14 protein-coding genes are annotated in these 18893 nt (G+C 60.0%); 8 read left to right on the top strand and 6 right to left on the bottom strand.

Annotation, left to right across the window (positions count from 1 at the left end):
* The first annotated feature begins 259 nt into the window (after positions 1 to 259).
* The gene (locus H8F23_RS21885; RefSeq protein WP_003229628.1) at positions 260 to 664 is read left to right on the top strand and encodes an acyl-CoA thioesterase; all 405 of its coding nucleotides are present in this window, start codon (positions 260 to 262) and stop codon (positions 662 to 664) included.
* A gap of 57 nt (positions 665 to 721) precedes the next feature.
* On the top strand, positions 722 to 1621 hold the full coding sequence (locus H8F23_RS21880) for a D-hexose-6-phosphate mutarotase (protein WP_194935753.1): 900 nt from the start codon (positions 722 to 724) through the stop codon (positions 1619 to 1621).
* Positions 1622 to 1745: 124 nt separating this feature from the next.
* Here the strand turns inward: H8F23_RS21880 and H8F23_RS21875 are convergent, their stop codons facing one another.
* From H8F23_RS21875 to H8F23_RS21855, 5 genes are all read right to left on the bottom strand, one after another.
* A complete protein-coding gene (locus H8F23_RS21875; RefSeq protein WP_007920225.1) occupies positions 1746 to 2282 on the bottom strand; it encodes a DUF3299 domain-containing protein in 537 nt (178 codons plus the stop codon).
* A gap of 93 nt (positions 2283 to 2375) precedes the next feature.
* Complete coding sequence (locus H8F23_RS21870) at positions 2376 to 2621, bottom strand: GlsB/YeaQ/YmgE family stress response membrane protein (protein ID WP_003229635.1); 246 nt, start codon at positions 2619 to 2621, stop codon at positions 2376 to 2378.
* A gap of 110 nt (positions 2622 to 2731) precedes the next feature.
* Positions 2732 to 3814, bottom strand: coding sequence for a 5-(carboxyamino)imidazole ribonucleotide synthase (locus H8F23_RS21865; protein WP_194935752.1), 1083 nt, complete (start codon positions 3812 to 3814; stop codon positions 2732 to 2734).
* 10 nt (positions 3815 to 3824) lie between these two features.
* The gene (purE, locus tag H8F23_RS21860) at positions 3825 to 4316 is read right to left on the bottom strand and encodes a 5-(carboxyamino)imidazole ribonucleotide mutase (RefSeq protein ID WP_007954291.1); all 492 of its coding nucleotides are present in this window, start codon (positions 4314 to 4316) and stop codon (positions 3825 to 3827) included.
* 331 nt (positions 4317 to 4647) lie between these two features.
* Entirely contained in the window at positions 4648 to 5556 is a 909-nt protein-coding gene (locus H8F23_RS21855; protein WP_194935751.1) for a LysR substrate-binding domain-containing protein, read from the bottom strand.
* Positions 5557 to 5736: 180 nt separating this feature from the next.
* Here H8F23_RS21855 and aspA point away from each other — a divergent pair, with 180 nt between their 5' ends.
* The 6 genes from aspA (at position 5737) to H8F23_RS21825 (ending at position 17334) form a co-directional block, all read left to right on the top strand.
* Positions 5737 to 7161 (top strand): aspartate ammonia-lyase, encoded by a 1425-nt coding sequence (gene aspA, locus H8F23_RS21850; protein WP_194935750.1) that lies wholly within the window; start codon positions 5737 to 5739, stop codon positions 7159 to 7161.
* 484 nt (positions 7162 to 7645) lie between these two features.
* A complete protein-coding gene (locus H8F23_RS21845) occupies positions 7646 to 9094 on the top strand; it encodes an alanine/glycine:cation symporter family protein (RefSeq protein ID WP_194935749.1) in 1449 nt (482 codons plus the stop codon).
* A 171-nt stretch (positions 9095 to 9265) separates the two neighbouring features.
* Positions 9266 to 10270 (top strand): asparaginase, encoded by a 1005-nt coding sequence (locus tag H8F23_RS21840; RefSeq protein WP_194935748.1) that lies wholly within the window; start codon positions 9266 to 9268, stop codon positions 10268 to 10270.
* 167 nt (positions 10271 to 10437) lie between these two features.
* Positions 10438 to 11430 carry an AraC family transcriptional regulator gene (locus H8F23_RS21835; RefSeq protein WP_194935747.1) on the top strand — a complete coding sequence of 331 codons (993 nt, stop codon included), beginning with the start codon at positions 10438 to 10440 and terminating at the stop codon, positions 11428 to 11430.
* 127 nt (positions 11431 to 11557) lie between these two features.
* On the top strand, positions 11558 to 12583 hold the full coding sequence (locus H8F23_RS21830; protein ID WP_194935746.1) for a histone deacetylase family protein: 1026 nt from the start codon (positions 11558 to 11560) through the stop codon (positions 12581 to 12583).
* Positions 12584 to 12738: 155 nt separating this feature from the next.
* Positions 12739 to 17334, top strand: a complete 4596-nt coding sequence (locus tag H8F23_RS21825; RefSeq protein ID WP_194935745.1) for a dermonecrotic toxin domain-containing protein — start codon at positions 12739 to 12741, stop codon at positions 17332 to 17334.
* Here H8F23_RS21825 and pdxR read toward each other — a convergent pair.
* Complete coding sequence (gene pdxR, locus H8F23_RS21820) at positions 17291 to 18844, bottom strand: MocR-like pyridoxine biosynthesis transcription factor PdxR (protein ID WP_194935744.1); 1554 nt, start codon at positions 18842 to 18844, stop codon at positions 17291 to 17293. The genes H8F23_RS21825 and pdxR overlap by 44 nt on opposite strands.
* Positions 18845 to 18893 lie beyond the last annotated feature (49 nt).

Raw genomic sequence — 18893 nt, 5'->3', positions numbered from 1 at the left:
TCGAAATGAGAACCGGACGGTCGTCGTGGAGTCTACCGACCGATATACTCGCAACCTGCTCCGGTTTGTAGGGGGTTGCTGTGCGAAAACGTCGTTGGCCCGGCCTTTGCTCGGGATTAGCCGGTTTCGCAGAGTTTCTCCTTAGGCGCCTGATGGAAAACGTGACGAACGTAGTATGTTCGGTGCTGAATCGTTTTTCCCGAAGACGGCTACCACCAGCAATACCAACGAAGAGTCACGGGTCAGAGGCACCCCCGGCATGATAGAGCTCGAACAAGAAGATCCGATCCCGCAAGGCGACCTGGCCCTGCAAATCACCGCACTCCCACGCGAAACCAACGGCTTTGGCGATATTTTCGGCGGTTGGCTGGTAGCACAGATGGATTTGGCCGGCACCGCAATGGCCAGCCGTGTCGCTGGCGGACGCGTCGCCACCGTCGCCATCGACCGCATGGCGTTCCTTGTGCCTGTGGCTGTCGGCGCGCAATTGTCCTTTTATACCCAGACCCTGGAAATCGGCCGCAGCTCGATCCAGATGATGGTCGAAGTGTGGAGCGATGACCCGCTGTCCAGCGAGTGGCGTAAAGTCACCGAAGCGGTCTTCGTCTTCGTCGCCATCGACGGCAGCGGCCGCACTCGCTCGGTTCCACCACGCGCACGTTAAACATCGTGGCCGTTTTACGGTCGATAGTTGTCCTTGTTACTGATCGAGAGCTGTCCCATGAACACGCCCAACGTTGAAGCCGTGAAACTGGATGAACTGAATTGCTGGCGTATCCGCCACGGTCAGGCCGAAGTGCTGGTGGCCCAGCAAGGCGCGCACATCCTCAGTTATCAGATCGATGGCCAGCCGCCGATCATCTGGCTCAACGACAAGGCCGAGTTCAAGACCGGCAAAAGCATCCGCGCCGGTGTACCGGTGTGCTGGCCGTGGTTCGGCAAGTTCGAGCGCAACCCGCAGAGCGTGCAGGCCATGTATACCGGTGAGCAACCGGCACCCGCGCACGGTCTGGTGCGGGCGATGGATTGGGAGCTGGGTGGTATTGAATCGGAGGCTGACGGCGTCAAGGTCGAATTCAAGCTGCCCTACCCCGAAGGTGGTTTGCCGGGCTGGCCACATCAGGTCGATCTGACCCTGACCCTGCATTTGTCCGAGCAACTGAGTTTCAGCCTGACCAGCCATAACCGTGGCAGTGAAAGCGTCAGCCTGAGCCAGGCGCTGCACACTTACTTCGCGGTCAGTGACGTGCGCAATGTGCATGTCGATGGCGTGGATGGTTTGAATTACATCGAGACGCTGGATGACTGGAAAACCACCAGTCAGCAAGGCGATCTGCGCTTTGCCGGTGAGACCGACCGCATCTACCTCGATGCTCCGCCACAGCTGAGCATTGTCGATCCAACGTGGGAACGACGCATTGTGCTGACCGCGACCGGTTCACGCACGGCGGTGATCTGGAACCCGTGGATCGATCGCGCGGCGGCGTTGGCGGATATGGACAACGATGGCTGGCAGCGCATGCTGTGCATCGAGACGGCGAATGTGATGGATGACATCGTCACGCTGGCGCCGGGTGCGAGCCATACCATGGGCGTGAGTGTCGCCAGCACACCGCTCTAACCAACACCACCAAACCAATGTAGGAGTGAGCCTGCTCGCGATAGCGGTTTGTCAGATCCATTAAATTGGCTGACACGACGCTATCGCGAGCAGGCTCACTCCTACAGTAGTTTTGTGGCGCCTGTTAGAGATCAGATTCCTGCACCACCCGCACTTTGTCCGCCTCCAGCGCATACGCCGCATCGGCCAGATCATTGCTGACCTTCTCGACCTTCAGCGTGCCGGTCACCCACAGCGGCGTGTAGATATCGTCCAGCTTCAAGCCTTTCGGATAACGCACCAGCACCAGTTGATTCGGTGGCGGTGGCGGCACATGGATGCACGCGCCCGGGTACGGCACGAGGAAGAACAGCGTGCTGCGGCCCTTGGCGTCGGATTCCAGCGGCACCGGATAACCACCGATGCGGATGTGCTTGTCGTTCATCGACGCCACGGTTTTGGTCGAATACATCACTGCCGGCAGACCTTTGGCCTGCTTCATCCCGCCCTTCTCGGTGAAGGTGCCGGTGGCTTCCGGGGAGTTGTGGTCGATTTCCGGCATGGCCTCGAGGGCCTTTTGGTCCGACTTGGGCATCAGTTCGAGCCAGTCGGTTTCCGGCAGTTCGCCGGCGTGGGCCAAACCGCTGCCCAGGAAAAGGAGAGTCAACAAAAGACGGCGCATGAAGGTGCTCGGTATAGAAAGGAAAGAACAGTAAATCGCCGAGCATTCTAGCCCTCCCGGCCACTTTGGCAGAGAGGGCTTTGTCGCTTTGGATCAGTTCTTTTTGATCAGGCCGTAGATCACCAGCAACACGATCGCGCCGACCAGTGCGCCGATGAAGCCGGCGCCCTGACCTGCCTGATAGATGCCCAAGGCCTGGCCGCCGTAAGTGGCTGCCAGCGAACCGCCGATACCGAGCAGGATGGTCATGATCCAGCCCATGCTGTCATCGCCCGGTTTCAGGAACCGCGCCAGCAGGCCGACGATCAAGCCGATAAAGATGGTTCCGATAATTCCCATGGCAATTCCCTCTCAGTAGTAGATATGCGAAGCCTAGTCAGACTTTGGCATCCTGCCATGAGAGAACGGCGGCCCCTGAATGGTTCCGCCGCTGCCACATGAAACTGTCGTTACTCGGCGATCAGCGCTTCGACCTTGACGATCTGCGCCCGCAGCGTGGCCATGTCGGCACAGCGCAGGTTGGCGTGACCGACCTTGCGCCCGGCCTTGAAGGCCTTGCCGTAGTGATGCAAATGGCAGTCTTCGATAGCGATGACTTTCTCAACCGGCGGTACAACACCGATGAAGTTAAGCATCGCGCTCTCGCCGACTTTGGCCGTCGAACCCAGCGGCAGGCCGGCAACGGCGCGCAGATGGTTTTCGAACTGGCTGCACTCGGCGCCTTCGGTGGTCCAGTGCCCGGAGTTGTGCACGCGCGGGGCGATTTCGTTGGCCTTGAGGCCACCGTCGACTTCAAAGAACTCGAACGCCATGACGCCGACGTAGTCGAGTTGCTTGAGCACGCGGCTCGAGTAGTCTTCGGCCAGCGCCTGCAATGGGTGATCGGTACTGGCCACCGACAGCTTGAGGATGCCGCTGTCGTGGGTGTTGTGCACCAGAGGATAGAACTTCGTTTCACCATCGCGGGCACGCACGGCGATCAGCGAAACTTCACCGGTGAACGGCACAAAGCCTTCCAGCAGGCAGGCAACGCTGCCCAGCTCGGCGAAAGTGCCGACCACGTCTTCCGGCTTGCGCAGGACTTTCTGGCCCTTGCCGTCATAACCCAGGGTGCGGGTTTTCAGCACGGCCGGCAGACCGATCGAAGCCACCGCAGCGTCCAGATCGGCTTGCGACTGAATGTCAGCGAAAGCCGGAGTCGGGATGCCCAGGTCCTTGAACATGCTCTTTTCGAACCAACGGTCGCGAGCGATGCGCAGGGCTTCGGCACTCGGGTAGACCGGGACGAATTGCGACAGGAATGCCACGGTTTCGGCCGGGACGCTTTCGAACTCGAAGGTCACCAGATCGACTTCATCGGCGAGTTGGCGCAGATGATCCTGATCGCCGTAATCGGCCCGCAGGTGTTCGCCCAGCGCAGCGGCGCAAGCGTCCGGCGCAGGGTCGAGAAAAGCGAAGTTCATGCCCAGCGGCGTACCCGCCAGAGCCAACATGCGACCCAACTGGCCGCCACCGATTACACCGATCTTCATCTCAACAACCTCAGGCAATACGTGGGTCTGGATTGTCCAGGACGCTGTCTGTCTGCTCGGCACGGAAGGTTTTCAGTACCGCGTGGAACTGCGGATGCTTGGCGCCGAGGATGCTCGCCGAGAGCAGGGCAGCGTTGATCGCGCCGGCCTTGCCGATGGCCAGGGTGGCGACCGGAATGCCCGCTGGCATCTGCACGATCGACAGCAGCGAGTCGACGCCCGAGAGCATGGCCGACTGCACCGGCACACCCAGCACCGGCAGGTGGGTCTTGGCCGCACACATGCCTGGCAGGTGAGCCGCGCCACCGGCTCCGGCGATGATCACCTCGATGCCACGACCTTCAGCCTCTTCGGCGTACTGGAACAGCAGATCCGGGGTGCGGTGGGCAGAGACCACTTTGACCTCGTACGGGATGCCGAGCTTTTCCAGCATATCGGCGGTGTGGCTAAGGGTGGACCAATCGGACTTGGAGCCCATGATCACGCCAACCAGTGCACTCATCGTCGCGCCTCTTCTCTCTGGAGCGCCCGCAGGCGCGTCATAAAACAACAAGCCACGCAGGTTGCGTGGCTTGATTGTACGAAAAATGGCCGGACGTACCGGCCGAAGGCCGCGCAGTATACCGCAAAGAAAGCAATAAACAGCCCCCTGCGCGACCATCTGTCAAATGAGCGAAAGGCCCGGTTTTATTGACTTGAAGGTCAGCGACAGAACACCGCAAATCCCCTGTAGGAGTGAGCCTGCTCGCGATGGCGGTGTATCAGTCACATCATCGTTGAATGTGCAGACGCTATCGCGAGCAGGCTCACTCCCACAAGGGGGCCGCGAAGGGTCAGGAAGCGTGTGCAGCACCGCCTTCGAGTTTTCGCCACAACAGGCGCACGTTGGCTTTGCGCACCAGTGCGCAGCGATACAGGCGAATCTCCAGCGGCACATGCCATTGCGTACCACCGCAGACCACCAACTCACCACGCGCCAGTTCCGCGCGCACGCTCAGTTGCGGTACCCAGGCAATGCCCAGCCCTTCCAGCGCCATGCTTTTCAGGCTGTCCGCCATCGCGGTTTCATAAATGGTGGTGAAACGCAGCTGACGCTGACGCAGCAAACCATTCACCGAACGCCCGAGAAACGCACCGGCGCTATACGCCAGCAACGGCACGCTCGCATCACCTTCGAGATCGAACAGGGGCTTGCCCTCGGCATCCGCCGCACACACAGGGAGCATTTCCGTCTGACCCAAATGCAATGAAGGGAAAATTTCCGGGTCCATCTGCATCGCCGCGTCCGGGTCGTAGAACGCCAGCATCAGATCGCAGCCACCTTCACGCAATGCATGCACCGCATCGCCGACGTTGGTTGCAACCAATCGGGTGGCGATGTTCAACCCTTCATTACGCAACTGCGCGATCCAGCGCGGGAAGAAACCCAGCGCCAAGGAGTGAGCGGCAGCGACCTGCATCACTTCGCCCTGCCCGCCTTCCAGATGATGCAGATGGCGCAGCACTTCGCCGAGCTGTTCGACCACGGTGCGCGCGGTCACCAGAAACAATTGCCCCGCCGCCGTCAGCTCGATCGGCGTGCGCGAGCGATTGACCAGAGTCAGCCCCAGCGCAGCCTCCAGACTGCGGATCCGCCGACTGAACGCCGGCTGGGTCACGAAGCGCCGTTCGGCCGCCTGCGAAAAGCTGCGGGTGGCGGCCAGAGCACTGAAGTCCTCGAGCCATTTGCTTTCCAGATTCATCACGTCCTCCCGGACACGCACCAAAACAGGTCACACGTCTGCCGCGCACGCGGCGTCACACGGGCATTATGCCGAATGTGCATAGGGCAGTGCTGAACAGCATTGGCCCAAAATTTCCCACAAGCCTAGCATTCGCAGCGTTCCGGCACAGACCGGGTCCATATCGAGATGATTTCTATCATGTCCTCCGCTGCATCTTTCCGCACAGAAAACGACCTGCTTGGCGCCCTCGAAGTACCGGCTCAAGCGTATTACGGCATCCAGACCCTGCGAGCGGTGAACAACTTCCGTCTCTCCGGCGTTCCGATTTCGCATTACCCGAAACTGGTTGTCGGCCTGGCGATGGTCAAACAGGCCGCCGCTGACGCCAACCGCGAGTTGGGTCACCTGAGCGAAGCCAAGCACGCTGCCATCAGCGAAGCCTGTGCCCGATTGATCCGCGGTGATTTCCACGAAGAGTTCGTGGTCGACATGATTCAAGGTGGCGCCGGTACTTCCACCAACATGAACGCCAACGAAGTGATCGCCAACATTGCTCTGGAAGCAATGGGTCACCAGAAAGGCGAGTACCAGTACCTGCACCCGAACGACGACGTCAACATGGCGCAGTCGACCAACGACGCCTACCCAACGGCGATCCGTCTGGGTCTGCTGCTCGGTCACGACACCCTGCTGGCCAGCCTCGACAGCCTGATTCAGGCGTTCGCGGCCAAGGGCAAAGAATTCGATCACGTCCTGAAAATGGGCCGTACCCAGCTGCAAGACGCCGTGCCGATGACCCTCGGCCAGGAATTCCGCGCGTTCGCCACCACCATGGGCGAAGACCTGGCGCGTCTGAAGACGCTGGCCCCGGAACTGCTGACTGAAGTGAACCTGGGCGGCACCGCGATCGGTACCGGTATCAACGCCGACCCGCGTTATCAAGCGCTGGCTGTACAGCGTCTGGCCCTGATCAGCGGTCAACCGGTAGTGCCGGCGGCCGACCTGATCGAAGCGACTTCCGACATGGGCGCCTTCGTGCTGTTCTCCGGCATGCTCAAGCGCACCGCGGTGAAGCTGTCGAAGATCTGCAACGACCTGCGTCTGCTGTCCAGCGGCCCACGCACCGGCATCAACGAAATCAACCTGCCAGCGCGTCAGCCAGGCAGCTCGATCATGCCCGGCAAGGTCAACCCGGTAATCCCGGAAGCCGTGAATCAGGTTGCTTTCCAGGTCATCGGTAACGACCTGGCGCTGACCATGGCAGCCGAAGGCGGCCAACTGCAGTTGAACGTGATGGAGCCGCTGATCGCCTTCAAGATCTTCGACTCGATCCGCCTGCTGCAACGCGCCATGGACATGCTGCGCGAGCACTGCATCGTCGGCATCACCGCCAACGAAGCGCGCTGCCGCGAACTGGTCGAGCACTCGATCGGTCTGGTCACCGCACTGAACCCGTACATCGGCTACAAAAACGCCACCCGTATTGCCGGCCTCGCCCTTGAAAGCGGCCGCGGCGTACTGGAACTGGTGCGCGAAGAAGGTCTGCTCGACGAAGCCATGCTCGCCGACATTCTACGCCCGGAAAACATGATTGCTCCGCGTCTGGTTCCGCTTAAAGCCTGAGCCGACGCGTAGTTTGTAGCACCGCTCACCAGGTCGAGGGACTAGACACCTCTCACCTTTTGAGGGCTTGGGGATTTAGTCCCCAAGCCCTTTTTTTTAACTTCTTTGCGGGCAGGACGTTAAATGTTTTGTGTATTTGATACCGCCAAGATCGCAGCCTTCGGCAGCTCCTACATGATGGATGTACACCTGTAGGAGCTGCCGAAGGCTGCGATCTTTTGATCTTGCAGCATCCTCGTTTCGTCGCTTGCACCACAACCGTGCAGACGGGCGCCGCACTGATCGGTATAGTGCCGCCCCTCTTCGCGTGAGCGGTCGTCGGTAACGAGGCCATAACCCATGCGAAACCCGAACTAATAACAAACCCGCGAAATGGAACCGGAGGAAACCTTCGCCTCACCCGTCGTGCCGCGCGCACACCGGTGTAACACGATATTTCTTCCATCCAGCATTTGCTTACACAATAAACAGCGAGGAAAAATCCATGCTCGAAGTCATCAACGACTTCCTCTCAGGGAAAGTACTGATCGTGCTCATTGTCGGGCTCGGTAGCTACTTCACGATTCGCTCGCGTTTCGTTCAATTGCGCCACTTCTTCCACATGTTCGCGGTGTTCCGCGACAGCCTCAAGGGCAGCGCCGGGCAACTCAGCTCGTTCCAGGCCCTGATGCTCAGCCTTGCCGGCCGTGTCGGTGCAGGCAACATCGCCGGTGTCGGCATCGCCGTGACCCTGGGTGGTCCAGGTGCGGTCTTCTGGATGTGGGTGACCGCACTGGTCGGCATGTCCAGCAGCTTCTTCGAATGCACCCTGGCCCAAGTCTACAAGCGCGCCGATGGCGACGGCCTGTACCGTGGCGGTCCGGCTTACTACATCCAGCACGGCCTGAAACTCAAAGGCATGGCGGTGGTGTTCTCGGTCCTGCTGCTGGTCACCTACGGCTTTGCCTTCATTGGCCTGCAGTCCTACACCGTGACCCACTCGCTGCAGAACGCCTTTGAATTCAACCCACAACACACCGGTATTGTCCTGGCGGTGCTGCTGGCCATCACCTTCATCGGCGGCATCAAGCGCATTGCCTCGGTGTCCGACCTGCTCGTACCGATCAAGACCCTGGCCTATATCGGCGTGACCCTGTACGTGATCGGTACTCAGATCGAACACGTACCAGCCATGCTGGAAACCATCTTCAAGAGCGCCTTCGGCCTCGACCCTGCCTTTGGTGGCCTGCTCGGCAGCGCCATTGTCATGGGCGTGAAGCGTGGCGTGTTCGCCAACGAAGCAGGCCTGGGCAGTGCGCCGAACGTCGCCGCCGTGGCTGCCGTGAAGCACCCGGGCGCCCAGGGCGTGGTTCAGGCCTTCAGCGTGTTCCTCGACACCTTCGTGATCTGCACCTGCACCGCGCTGCTGATCCTGCTGTCGGGCTTCTACACCCCAGGCTTCGAAGGTGACGGCATCGTCCTGACCCAGAACTCGCTGGCCGCTGTGGTCGGTGACTGGGGTCGCATGTTCGTCAGCGTCGCGCTGTCGCTGTTCGTCTTCACTTGCATCCTCTACAACTACTACCTGGGCGAAAACAGCCTGCAGTTCCTCACCCGCAACCGCGCCGCGCTGATGATTTTCCGCGGCCTGGTGCTGGCGCTGGTGGTATGGGGTTCAATGCAGGACCTGTCGACCGTGTTCGCCTTCGCTGACATCACCATGACCTGCCTGGCCTTCGTCAACCTGATGGCCCTGGCCATGCTGTTCAAGGTCGGCATGCGTGTAATGCGCGACTACGACGAGCAGCGCCGCGCCGGCGTTACACAGCCCGTGTTCGACTCCAGCAAATTTACCGATCTGGATCTCGACCTGCAGGCCTGGCCGACCAACCCGTCTGCCGCTGCCGGCAAGACCGAAGCCGAGCCGCAAGGCGTGCCTGCAGCGCAACGCTGACAGGTGAATGACGGGCGCATCCCCTGCGCTCGTCAGTTATTGTGATGCAATAACTTGTAGGAGCGAGCCTGCTCGCGATAGCTGTCTGTCAGCCAACACCAATGTTGAATGATGAACCGCTATCGCGAGCAGGCTCACTCCTACAATGTCATCTCTTGTGGAGACCCTCAGATGATTGCCAATTCCTACCCCGCCGCCCAACACGTCATGGTGCTCTACACCGGTGGCACCATCGGCATGCAGGCCAGCGCCAATGGTCTGGCCCCGGCTTCCGGTTTCGAAGTGCGGATGCGCGACTACCTGCACAGTCAGCCTGAGCTCGTTGTGCCGCAGTGGCGCTTCCGGGAAATGTCGCCGCTGATCGACAGCGCCAACATGACCCCGGCCTATTGGCAGCAACTGCGTGAAGCGGTGGTCGATGCCGTGGATGTGCAAGGTTGCGACAGCGTGCTGATCCTGCACGGCACCGACACCCTGGCCTACAGCGCCGCAGCGATGAGCTTCCAGTTGCTGGGGTTGAATGCTCGCGTGTGCTTCACCGGTTCGATGCTGCCGGCCGGCGTTACCGACAGCGATGCCTGGGAAAACCTCGGCGGCGCACTGGTCGCCCTCGGCCAAGGCCTGGCGCCCGGTGTGCATCTGTACTTCCACGGCGAACTGCTGGCGCCGACCCGTTGCGCGAAAGTGCGCAGTTTTGGCCGGCATCCGTTCAAACGACTGGAGCGTCAGGGCGGCGGCGTGAAAGCGCCTTCGATTCCTGCGTCGCTGAACTACAACCAGCCGAAGCAACTGGCCAAGGTTGCCGTGCTGCCACTGTTCCCCGGCATCAGCGCCAAAGTCCTCGATGGTCTGCTCGACAGCGGCATTCAGGGTCTGGTGCTGGAGTGCTACGGCAGCGGTACAGGGCCGAGCGACAACCCTGAGTTTCTGGCAAGCCTTGGCCGTGCGCGGGATAACGGTGTGGTGGTGGTTGCCGTGACGCAATGCCATGAAGGCGGCGTTGAGCTGGATGTGTATGAGGCTGGCAGTCGATTGCGCGGTGTAGGCGTGTTGTCCGGTGGCGGCATGACCCGTGAGGCGGCGTTTGGCAAATTGAACGGATTGCTGGGCGCAGGCCTGGAAACCGCTGAAGTCCGCCGACTGGTCGAACTCGACCTGTGTGGCGAACTGATCTGACACGACACAACTCCCTGTAGGAGTGAGCCTGCTCGCGATAGCGTTCTGTCAGGCGCCATAGAGTTTATTGACAGACCGCTATCGCGAGCAGGCTCACTCCTACAGTTTGATTTTCGCTCGGCACATAACTTGCTGCTGTTCCCAGCATCCCAAGGCTGGAAAATCTTATGCTCCACTCCCACCTCACCACCCTCAACGCCGTCTCGCTAATCCTCAACACCTTCAAAGCCGAAGGCCTGTCGAGCGAAGCGTTGCTGGCCGGCAGCGGCATCAGTGCGGCGGATCTCAGCCGTGCCGACACGCGCATCACCACCAATCAGGAGATGCAGGTCTGCGCCAACGCGGTCGCGCTCAAGCACGATATCGGTCTGGAATTGGGCCGGCGCATGCATGTTTCCTGCTACGGCATCCTCGGTTACGCCCTGCTGACCTGTGCCACCTTCGGTGACGCTCTGCGTCTGGCGATCCGTTATCCGGCGCTGTTGGGAACACTTTTCGAACTGAGTCTGGAAGACGACGGCGAGCGCGTCTGGTTCGTCGCTGCCGATTATCGCGAGAGCCCGGCAATGGCGGTGTTCAATGCCGAGTTCTGCCTGGTGTCGCTGAAAGTCATTTGCGATGACCTGCTCGGGCACCCGCTGCCCTTGCTCGCCACGCGCTTCGAACACGCCGCACCGGATTACCGTGACAGTTATGCCGAGCACTTCGACAGCCCGCTGCACTTCGCCGCCAAGGACAACGCCTTCGCCTTCGACCGTCACTGGCTCGATCAACCGCTGCCGCTGGCCGATCTCATCACCCATCAAGCGATGGCCGAACGTTGCCGCAAGCAGAATCTTGAGTTCACTGGACGTCAGGCATGGCTGGGGCGTATCCGCCAATTGCTCAGCGCCCAACTGAACGCCGCGCCAGGGCTGGAGGGTTTGGCACAACAGATGAAATGCTCGCCGCGCACCTTGCGCCGACATCTCAAGGACATGGGCAGCAGCTATCAGGAACTGCTCGACGAACTGCGCTTCGAGCGAGCCAAGCAGATGTTGTGTGAGGATCAGTTGCCGATCTATCGCATTGCCGAAACGCTCGGGTTCAGCGAGACCGCCAGTTTCCGCCATGCCTTTGTGCGCTGGAGCGGCGTGGCGCCGAGCCAGTTCAGGGCCTGAAGAAGGGGCGAATTGCGGTCAGTGTTTTTGGCCATATCCATCCCCTTTTGGCCTTTCCTGCCGTTTTCCGATTCGTCTTGTCCCGCAACACTGAGAGCAACCGAATCAGCCCTGCGGAGAACAACAAATGCTGACGATCTACTCGGACGATCACCACCTGCACCACGGCCGCTGCGAACTCATCGATGGCCAGCTCAAGCCGTGCTTCGAGATGCCGTCGCGCGCCGACCACGTCCTGCAACGCGTTAAAAACCAGAATCTCGGCCCGGTCGAAGCGCCGAAGGACTTCGGCCTCGAACCTATCGCCCGCATCCACAGCCGTGACTACCTCGACTTCTTCAAAGGCGCGTGGGATCGCTGGACTGAATTCAATACCGATGGCGACTTGCTGCCCTACACCTGGCCGGCGCGCACCCTGCGTGCAATCAAACCGACCAGCCTGCACGGCCAGCTCGGCTATTACAGCTTCGACGGCGGCGCACCGATCACCGCCGGCACCTGGCAAGCGGCGTACAGCGCGGCGCAAGTGGCCCTGACCGCACAAGCGGAAATTCAGCGCGGCGCGCGCGCGGCCTTCGCCTTGTGCCGGCCACCGGGACACCACGCCGCCAGCGATTTGATGGGCGGTTATTGCTACCTCAACAACGCCGCCATCGCCGCGCAAGCGTTCCTCGATCAAGGCCACAAAAAAGTCGCGATCCTCGACGTCGACTATCACCACGGCAACGGCACGCAGTCGATTTTCTATGCGCGCAGCGACGTGCTGTTCACCTCGATCCACGGCCACCCGGAAGCGGAGTTCCCGTTCTTTCTCGGCTACGACGATGAGCGTGGCGAAGGCGCCGGAGAAGGTTTCAACTTCAACTATCCGCTAGCCGCCGGCTCCGGCTGGGACGTGTGGAGTGCGGCGCTGGATCAGGCCTGCGACGAGATCGATCGCTACGGCGCCGACGTCATTGTCGTATCGCTCGGCGTCGACACCTTCAAGGATGACCCGATTTCGCAGTTCAAACTCGACAGCCCCGATTACCTGGCGATGGGCAAGCGTATCGCCGCCCTCGGTAAACCGACGCTGTTCGTCATGGAAGGTGGCTACGCCGTAGAAGAAATCGGCATCAATGCGGTGAATGTACTCGAAGGGTTCGAGCAATAAACGAACTCAATCCGGATATAAACAAAAACAGACCCGCTCAGGCGGGTCTTTTTTTGCCTGCAATATTTATCTACCGCACGGGCCCTGCGGCCCGCCTCTACCTTGCCTGAAACCGCCGCCCTTTCAGCGCGCGCCTATCAGAGCAGGAGTTGCCCATGCCCGAAATCCCCTCGCCCAGCGCCGTCGATGTCGTGACCCAACTGGTGACCGGCCCTTCATTGCGAGAAGTTGCCTCGAAAACACTGCGTCCGGCACTCAAAACGCTGTATCCGAACCTCGATCTCGACCCGCAGTTGGCCATGGTCGTGAGACCGACCTGGGTCATTGAAGGCGATCAAGTCGTCCCCGGTCGCCACCTGATCGAATCGCTGACCGACACGCTGGTCCGTCTGGGCCTCTCCGGTACCACGGTGGCGTATCTCGACGGTGAACATTATCTGACTTTACAGCCTGACTTGCCCTCAGCCATCCAGCTGCCGGTGAAAATCAGCGCGATCGGCAAGCTGCTCAATGAGCTGGCACCATTGCTGTTCATCGCCTACAAGGAACATCAGGTCAATTACTGGGACGATTTCACCTACCCGGGACAACCGCGCTGGCAACAGATGTCGCAAGCCTTGCACAACTTGTGGAAGGTCGACGCGAACACTGACTGGGATGCCGACCAGCGCGCCATGGTCGAGGCGGTCTACAAGCATCCGGACAAAAACCAGCGGCTACCGACCGACAAATACCAGACACGCGCCTGCCTGATCGATCTGGACCGGGGTGAAGGTGATGACCAGAACCACGTGACCCTGCTCGATACCGCAGTACTGATGGGCATCGACGGCGAGCGCAGCCTGATCATGACCCACTCGGTGATTCAGGGGTTCGAGAACTTCGAGTCGCTGGAAAAACTCGGTGAAGCCCTGCCGAATCGTTATTGGAAAGGTGCATCCGGTGCCGGACTGAAATGGCGGCTGGTCGAACCGCAAGGCAACTTCTTCGACTATCAGGCCTGCACGCTGATCGCCCTGGAAGCCGAAGCGCTGGGTGCGATCAATTTTTTCCAGGGCGCCAACGCCAGCGAGCTTTACCCGCACACCGGGACGATTGGCAATCCCGGGGAACCGACACCGCGCCTCAAACCCCATATCGATCGTCTGCGCCCGATGCTGCCAGCCTGGCTCGACAGCGCCGCTCCCGCCGATCAAACCCGTTACAGCCGACATCTGCTGGACCTGACCATGGTGCAGCATACGAACAAGGGAAAATCCTTCCAGAGCGAAGTCATCAGCCTGCAAGCCTTCACCCGTGATGCCTTGAAAAAACAGCTGCTCAAGGATCATCCGCTGGCCTGCGAGGTGAAGATCGATGACATCGAAATCAGCATCACCAGCCTGGTGGTCTGGGGCACGTTCGTCTTGCCGGGCAACACACAGACTCAGACGCTATCGCTTATGGAACTCGCCCTGCAGAACCTCGCGGGGCAGCCAACTGGCAATAAAACCGTACGCTACAAGGATGGCAGCGTGCTGCCTGAGTGGATGACCGTGAGCTACCTGGAACAACTGGTGAGCAGCGTCGATATCGGCAAGAACTACCCGGCGCACCTGCAAAACCTGCTGGTCGACGACAGCGAGCAGGCGGCGGCGTTGCAGGCGCTCTACACCAGCCAGTTACCCATCGAGCTGCCGCTGCTGGCGTTGCAACACAAGATACAAGGCAAGGCCGGCATCACCGAGCAGGGTTACCGCTATGTCGTTGCCGCGCTGGCCAACACCGGCGATGAACGTCATGTCGATCGCGATGAAATCGTCATTCGCCCACTGGCGTTCATGGCCCATCGCAGCCGTTCACAGGCGGACACCGTCAACAACATGTTCGTCATCGGCCCGCGCGAAGTGGATAAAGGGCCCTGCGTGCTTTACCGGCCACTGTTCGAAATGGCGCTGATGCAGTTCCCCTCACACGCCAATCTGCTGTACGAAATCCAGCATTCGCAATATCTGCGCGAGTCGGTGCTGGCCTGGTTGCCGGACGATGTGCGCTTCAGCTACAGCCAGTTCGTCTTCACCGCCCGACTGCCTTCGGTCTGGACGATCCCGCAATCGCTGGTGAACCCCTTCACCGCCCTCGACATGTCCGGCCCCGTCACCCTGGCGACTGCGACGATTGAAGACGATGTACTGGCGACCCTGCATGACAGCAACGTGCAGGCGGTCATTACCCAGGCTGATCGGCAGTCGGTCTCCGACGCAGAAGCACGTTGGGCGACGCTCAAACACGGCGGCTGGATGCTGTTCAATGCAGCATTGCCGTTCCTGGGACGCAGCGTCGGTACAGCGGCGTGGATCTGGCAGATCATGGACGACCTGCAAGAGATCAGCGACGTCGCCAATGAGCAGTCCGGCAAGATCGCCTGGACCGCCTTGGCCGACATACTTCTGGCGTTGGGCATGGTACTCGCCCATCGCGCAGCGGTTGGCGACCAGCCCATCAGCGAGTCGATCCCGCAGGAAGAATCCACACCGACGGTCACACCCGACATAGCCGTCAGCAAACCGATGCAGTTGGCGGACATCTCCAGCACCGAACTGCCCATCACGCATGAGATGGTGGTCAACCCTTTTACTGCACTGAAACGATCGCCCATCGCGCTGGCCGCACTGCTCGACAGTTTCCAGATCGCCAAACCCAGAGGCATCGGCGATATCGCCACGGAGGGCACGCACAGACACTTGTATCCGAGTCAGAAGCAATGGTTCACCTCCGTGGGCAAGCGCTGGTTCGAAGTCATGCTCAATGAACATGCCGAGGTCCAGATCATCGACTCACGCCAGCAACCGCCGCGTAAGGGACCAACGCTGGCCCGCACCGCCAACGGTCAATGGGTGATCGACCTTCGATTGCGCTTGCAAGGCGGCGGACTCGACAGCGCCCATCAGGAGATTCAGGACACCAATAAACTGAGCGCGACACAACTGATCACCGAAATCAGCGCCTTTGACGCCACGATGGAAACCAAACGGCTGCAAATTGACGCCGAACACGACGCGTTCAAAAAGGCGCTTCCGTCAGCACGAGCGCAAGCGCGCCAGCAGTATCTGGCTACGCTCGAATCCCAGCGCAAGGCGTACAGTACGACCGTCGAACAGATCAAGGCGCTGCATCAGAAACAACCCGTTTCCAACTACCGCAAAGCCATGATTCAGCGCCTGGAGATGCAGTTGTTTTTTGGGCATGAATGGCTTGAGATTCACTCCACAGAATTCGACGCCAACTTGAAAACCATGCGGACGATGCTTGCCGACGAGGCCGGTTTCGAACAGCGATCATTTGTTCGGATTTTTGAAGAAATGACGGATCAGACTCAGGCCATCATTGAAAAAATGGAGTTGGCCGAGACCCACTTTGCTGAATTGAAGTTGCTGGGAAAAAAAGCTGTCGAGGTTGTTCGCACCTATAGCAAGAAACTGCCCGACTATGAATTGAACGACCTCAAGCTTTTACAGATCAGTCTTGGCCAGGAGATCTGCATCAAGGCTGGTGAAACGGCGACTGCTGCCAACGCCTATGAGGCGCTTGCCAGTCTCATCGAAGACGCGGCGCTGAGCATCCAGAGCACGTTGAATCTGACGGCCGATGAAAGCCTGGACAACCTGCGCGAACGCACGGACGTCTTGAGCAATGTCGCCGAACAGTTTTCCACCATTGATCAACGCTTGGGCGATCTGCTCATCGACTATCCCGAGCAGATCTATACCGAGCGCCTGGAGAATGTGCGCAAACGAGTGATCGGGTTCAAAGCGCGTACGGATACAAAGCTGGCCGAACTGCTTCGTTACAAGCACCTGCTGGAACCGACGCCGGGTCCTTCGAGGCCGAGATCATCGACGCGCCAGATCATCAAGACCAAATCCAGGGGCACGGTGGTCGGTGTTCGGAAAAAGCGCATCAAAGGTCAAAACTCCGACGTGGTGGAAGTACGGAACCCCCTGAAAGGGGTCATCGCAACATTCGAGGAAGAGTCACCCGGTATCTGGGTCGAACAACGCACGGTAAAACCCGAAGCGCCCAAGGCCAGTGCCACCCTCAATACCAGCATTCGTGCAGGTCAGGCCCTGATCGACGGGTTGACCGCATTCCACCGCCGTATCGAGGCCCAGCTCAAACGGGGGCGGCGTCTGCCTGTCGAGGCCGAGGAGGACTATCACAAACATGCCGCTGCCTTGCGCAAAGCCAACGCGGCAATCGATGAAGCATTGACCGCCAGCAATCTCACCGCCGACCTCAAGAAGCCCACTGAAGAACTTGGCCACAAACTTGACGAGGCCGCCAACTCCCTTGACGAAAAAGGCACCAGCACCCGTATCAAAATGGTCAAGCAACAGCCACCGACTGGGGCTGGGGTCCAGTGGTTGAAAGAAAAAGGCGAAGTGAAGATCTCACAAACCGTGACTCGACGCCGGCTCAAAGGTCAGGATCTGGGTTTCCTCGACGAGTACGAAATACGCGACGCTCACACCAACAAGGTATTGTGCTACGCACATTTCCACTACAGCAGCGCGCAAGCCCCCGTGACACCTTTTCCCGACGGGCATATGAAAACCGTGGCTCAGCGACGTATGGGTGGGGCCTATGAGCCACGTTTTCTGAGCAATCAGGCGCTGATCGAAATCCATCGCAGCGGTATTTCCGACAAGTCTGCGCGAGCGCTGTTTCTCACACCTGCCACGCCTGTCGCAACCGAGTCAGCGCCGCTTTGATCGCCGGTTCAGGGACTGCAGCAAAACCCAGCACCAACCCGGCCCGCTGGTCCGGAGGCGTCGTGGAATCGGGCAGCCAGTAGCTGCTCAAGCCGTTGATCTCCACGTCGGCGCGGGCGGCTTGTTCAATGAGTTGCTGCTCGCGCTCGATGCTGTCGACCGCCACGGTCAAGTGCAGTCCGGCCGAGACAGCGGGTAAGTCGCCCACACCTGCAATGGCTGCCGGCCAACCGTCGAGCAAGGTGTTGCGACGGCTAAGGGCGGCGCGGCGCATACGCCGGATATGCCGCTGGAAATGCCCGGCCGCCATGAACTCGGCCATCACCGCTTGGGTACTGACCTCGGAATGGCGGACATCCACCGCGCGGCGTTGCGAGAAGGCATCGACCAGAGCCGGCGGCAGCACCAGATAACCGAGGCGCAATGCCGGAAAGGCAACCTTGCCGAAGGTGCCGACATACAGCACTCGCCCCTGTCGATCGAGTGCCGCCAACGGCGCCAGCGGCGCACCGGTGTAGCGGTATTCGCCATCGTAGTCGTCCTCGACGATCCAGCCTTGGTTGCGCTCGGCCCAAGCGAGCAGTTCGAGGCGCCGGGCAAGACTCATCACCACGCCTGTCGGGTACTGATGAGAGGGCGTCACATACGCCACCCGACAATCCCCGGTGGCCGACAACGCCGAGCAGTCCATGCCCTCCTCGTCCACGGCAATACCCTGCAAACGACCTCCTGCCACCGCGAACGCATGACCGGCCGCGCGGTAGCCCGGATTCTCGATCGCCACGCCATCGCCCGGCTCCACCAGCAACTGTGCACAAAGGCTAATGCCTTGCTGTGCGCCGCTGGTGATCACAATTTGCTCAGGTGAACACTGCATGCCGCGCGAACTGCGCAAATAAGCGGCGATCATGGCGCGCAGGCGCGCATCACCGGACGGATCGCCGTAACACAATTGCTCCAGATCCGGTTTACGCCAGAAAGCCGCATTCAGCTTGGCCCACACCTCGAACGGGAACAGATCAAACGCCGGAACCCCGACCCGAAAGGCTCGCGGTGGACCGCTCGGTGGCTTGGACAAATGGTTGTTTTCAATGCGCGAAAAACCACCGTTGTGGATAACTTTACTGGATGAAACCACAGGTAAATCCAGCCAATTTGTGGATAAGGCTGTGGGTAAGCTTGTTGAAAAGCCTGTGGATACTTTTGTGGATAGTTTTTTTGCCGGGACCGCTACTGGCATCAATTGTGCGACGTAGGTTCCGTCCCCCACTCGCCCTTCGATAAAACCCTCGGCATAGAGTTGATCGTAGGCGCGCACAACGCTGTTGCGCGAAATCCCTAACGCCGCCGCCAGATCGCGACTGGCTGGCAACCGCGTGCCGCTCGCCAGTCGTCCATCCAGCACCCGCAGGCGCAAAGCCTGATACAGCTGACGGCTCAAACCCTGACGGCGATCAAGCTCGATCCCGGCAGGGTTGAACGGCATGGATAACAGCGGCGAATCGGGCATGGCAATGGACCTATGAAATTGGTCATCAATGGCTCTTACAACAGACCAA

This window comes from Pseudomonas neuropathica (assembly GCF_015461835.1).
GTDB classification, from domain to species: domain Bacteria; phylum Pseudomonadota; class Gammaproteobacteria; order Pseudomonadales; family Pseudomonadaceae; genus Aquipseudomonas; species Aquipseudomonas neuropathica.
The sequence above is the reverse complement of the archived record's forward strand: the minus strand, read 5'-3'. Positions and strand labels throughout refer to the sequence as shown.

Bases quoted from the DNA above. Each gene is read 5' to 3' on its own strand.
- H8F23_RS21885 (WP_003229628.1), top strand. From the start codon at position 260: ATGATAGAGCTCGAACAAGAAGATCCGATCCCGCAAGGCGACCTGGCC.
- H8F23_RS21880 (WP_194935753.1), top strand. From the start codon at position 722: ATGAACACGCCCAACGTTGAAGCCGTGAAACTGGATGAACTGAATTGC.
- H8F23_RS21875 (WP_007920225.1), bottom strand. From the start codon at position 2,282: ATGCGCCGTCTTTTGTTGACTCTCCTTTTCCTGGGCAGCGGTTTGGCC.
- H8F23_RS21870 (WP_003229635.1), bottom strand. From the start codon at position 2,621: ATGGGAATTATCGGAACCATCTTTATCGGCTTGATCGTCGGCCTGCTG.
- H8F23_RS21865 (WP_194935752.1), bottom strand. From the start codon at position 3,814: ATGAAGATCGGTGTAATCGGTGGCGGCCAGTTGGGTCGCATGTTGGCT.
- purE (WP_007954291.1), bottom strand. From the start codon at position 4,316: ATGAGTGCACTGGTTGGCGTGATCATGGGCTCCAAGTCCGATTGGTCC.
- H8F23_RS21855 (WP_194935751.1), bottom strand. From the start codon at position 5,556: ATGAATCTGGAAAGCAAATGGCTCGAGGACTTCAGTGCTCTGGCCGCC.
- aspA (WP_194935750.1), top strand. From the start codon at position 5,737: ATGTCCTCCGCTGCATCTTTCCGCACAGAAAACGACCTGCTTGGCGCC.
- H8F23_RS21845 (WP_194935749.1), top strand. From the start codon at position 7,646: ATGCTCGAAGTCATCAACGACTTCCTCTCAGGGAAAGTACTGATCGTG.
- H8F23_RS21840 (WP_194935748.1), top strand. From the start codon at position 9,266: ATGATTGCCAATTCCTACCCCGCCGCCCAACACGTCATGGTGCTCTAC.
- H8F23_RS21835 (WP_194935747.1), top strand. From the start codon at position 10,438: ATGCTCCACTCCCACCTCACCACCCTCAACGCCGTCTCGCTAATCCTC.
- H8F23_RS21830 (WP_194935746.1), top strand. From the start codon at position 11,558: ATGCTGACGATCTACTCGGACGATCACCACCTGCACCACGGCCGCTGC.
- H8F23_RS21825 (WP_194935745.1), top strand. From the start codon at position 12,739: ATGCCCGAAATCCCCTCGCCCAGCGCCGTCGATGTCGTGACCCAACTG.
- pdxR (WP_194935744.1), bottom strand. From the start codon at position 18,844: ATGCCCGATTCGCCGCTGTTATCCATGCCGTTCAACCCTGCCGGGATC.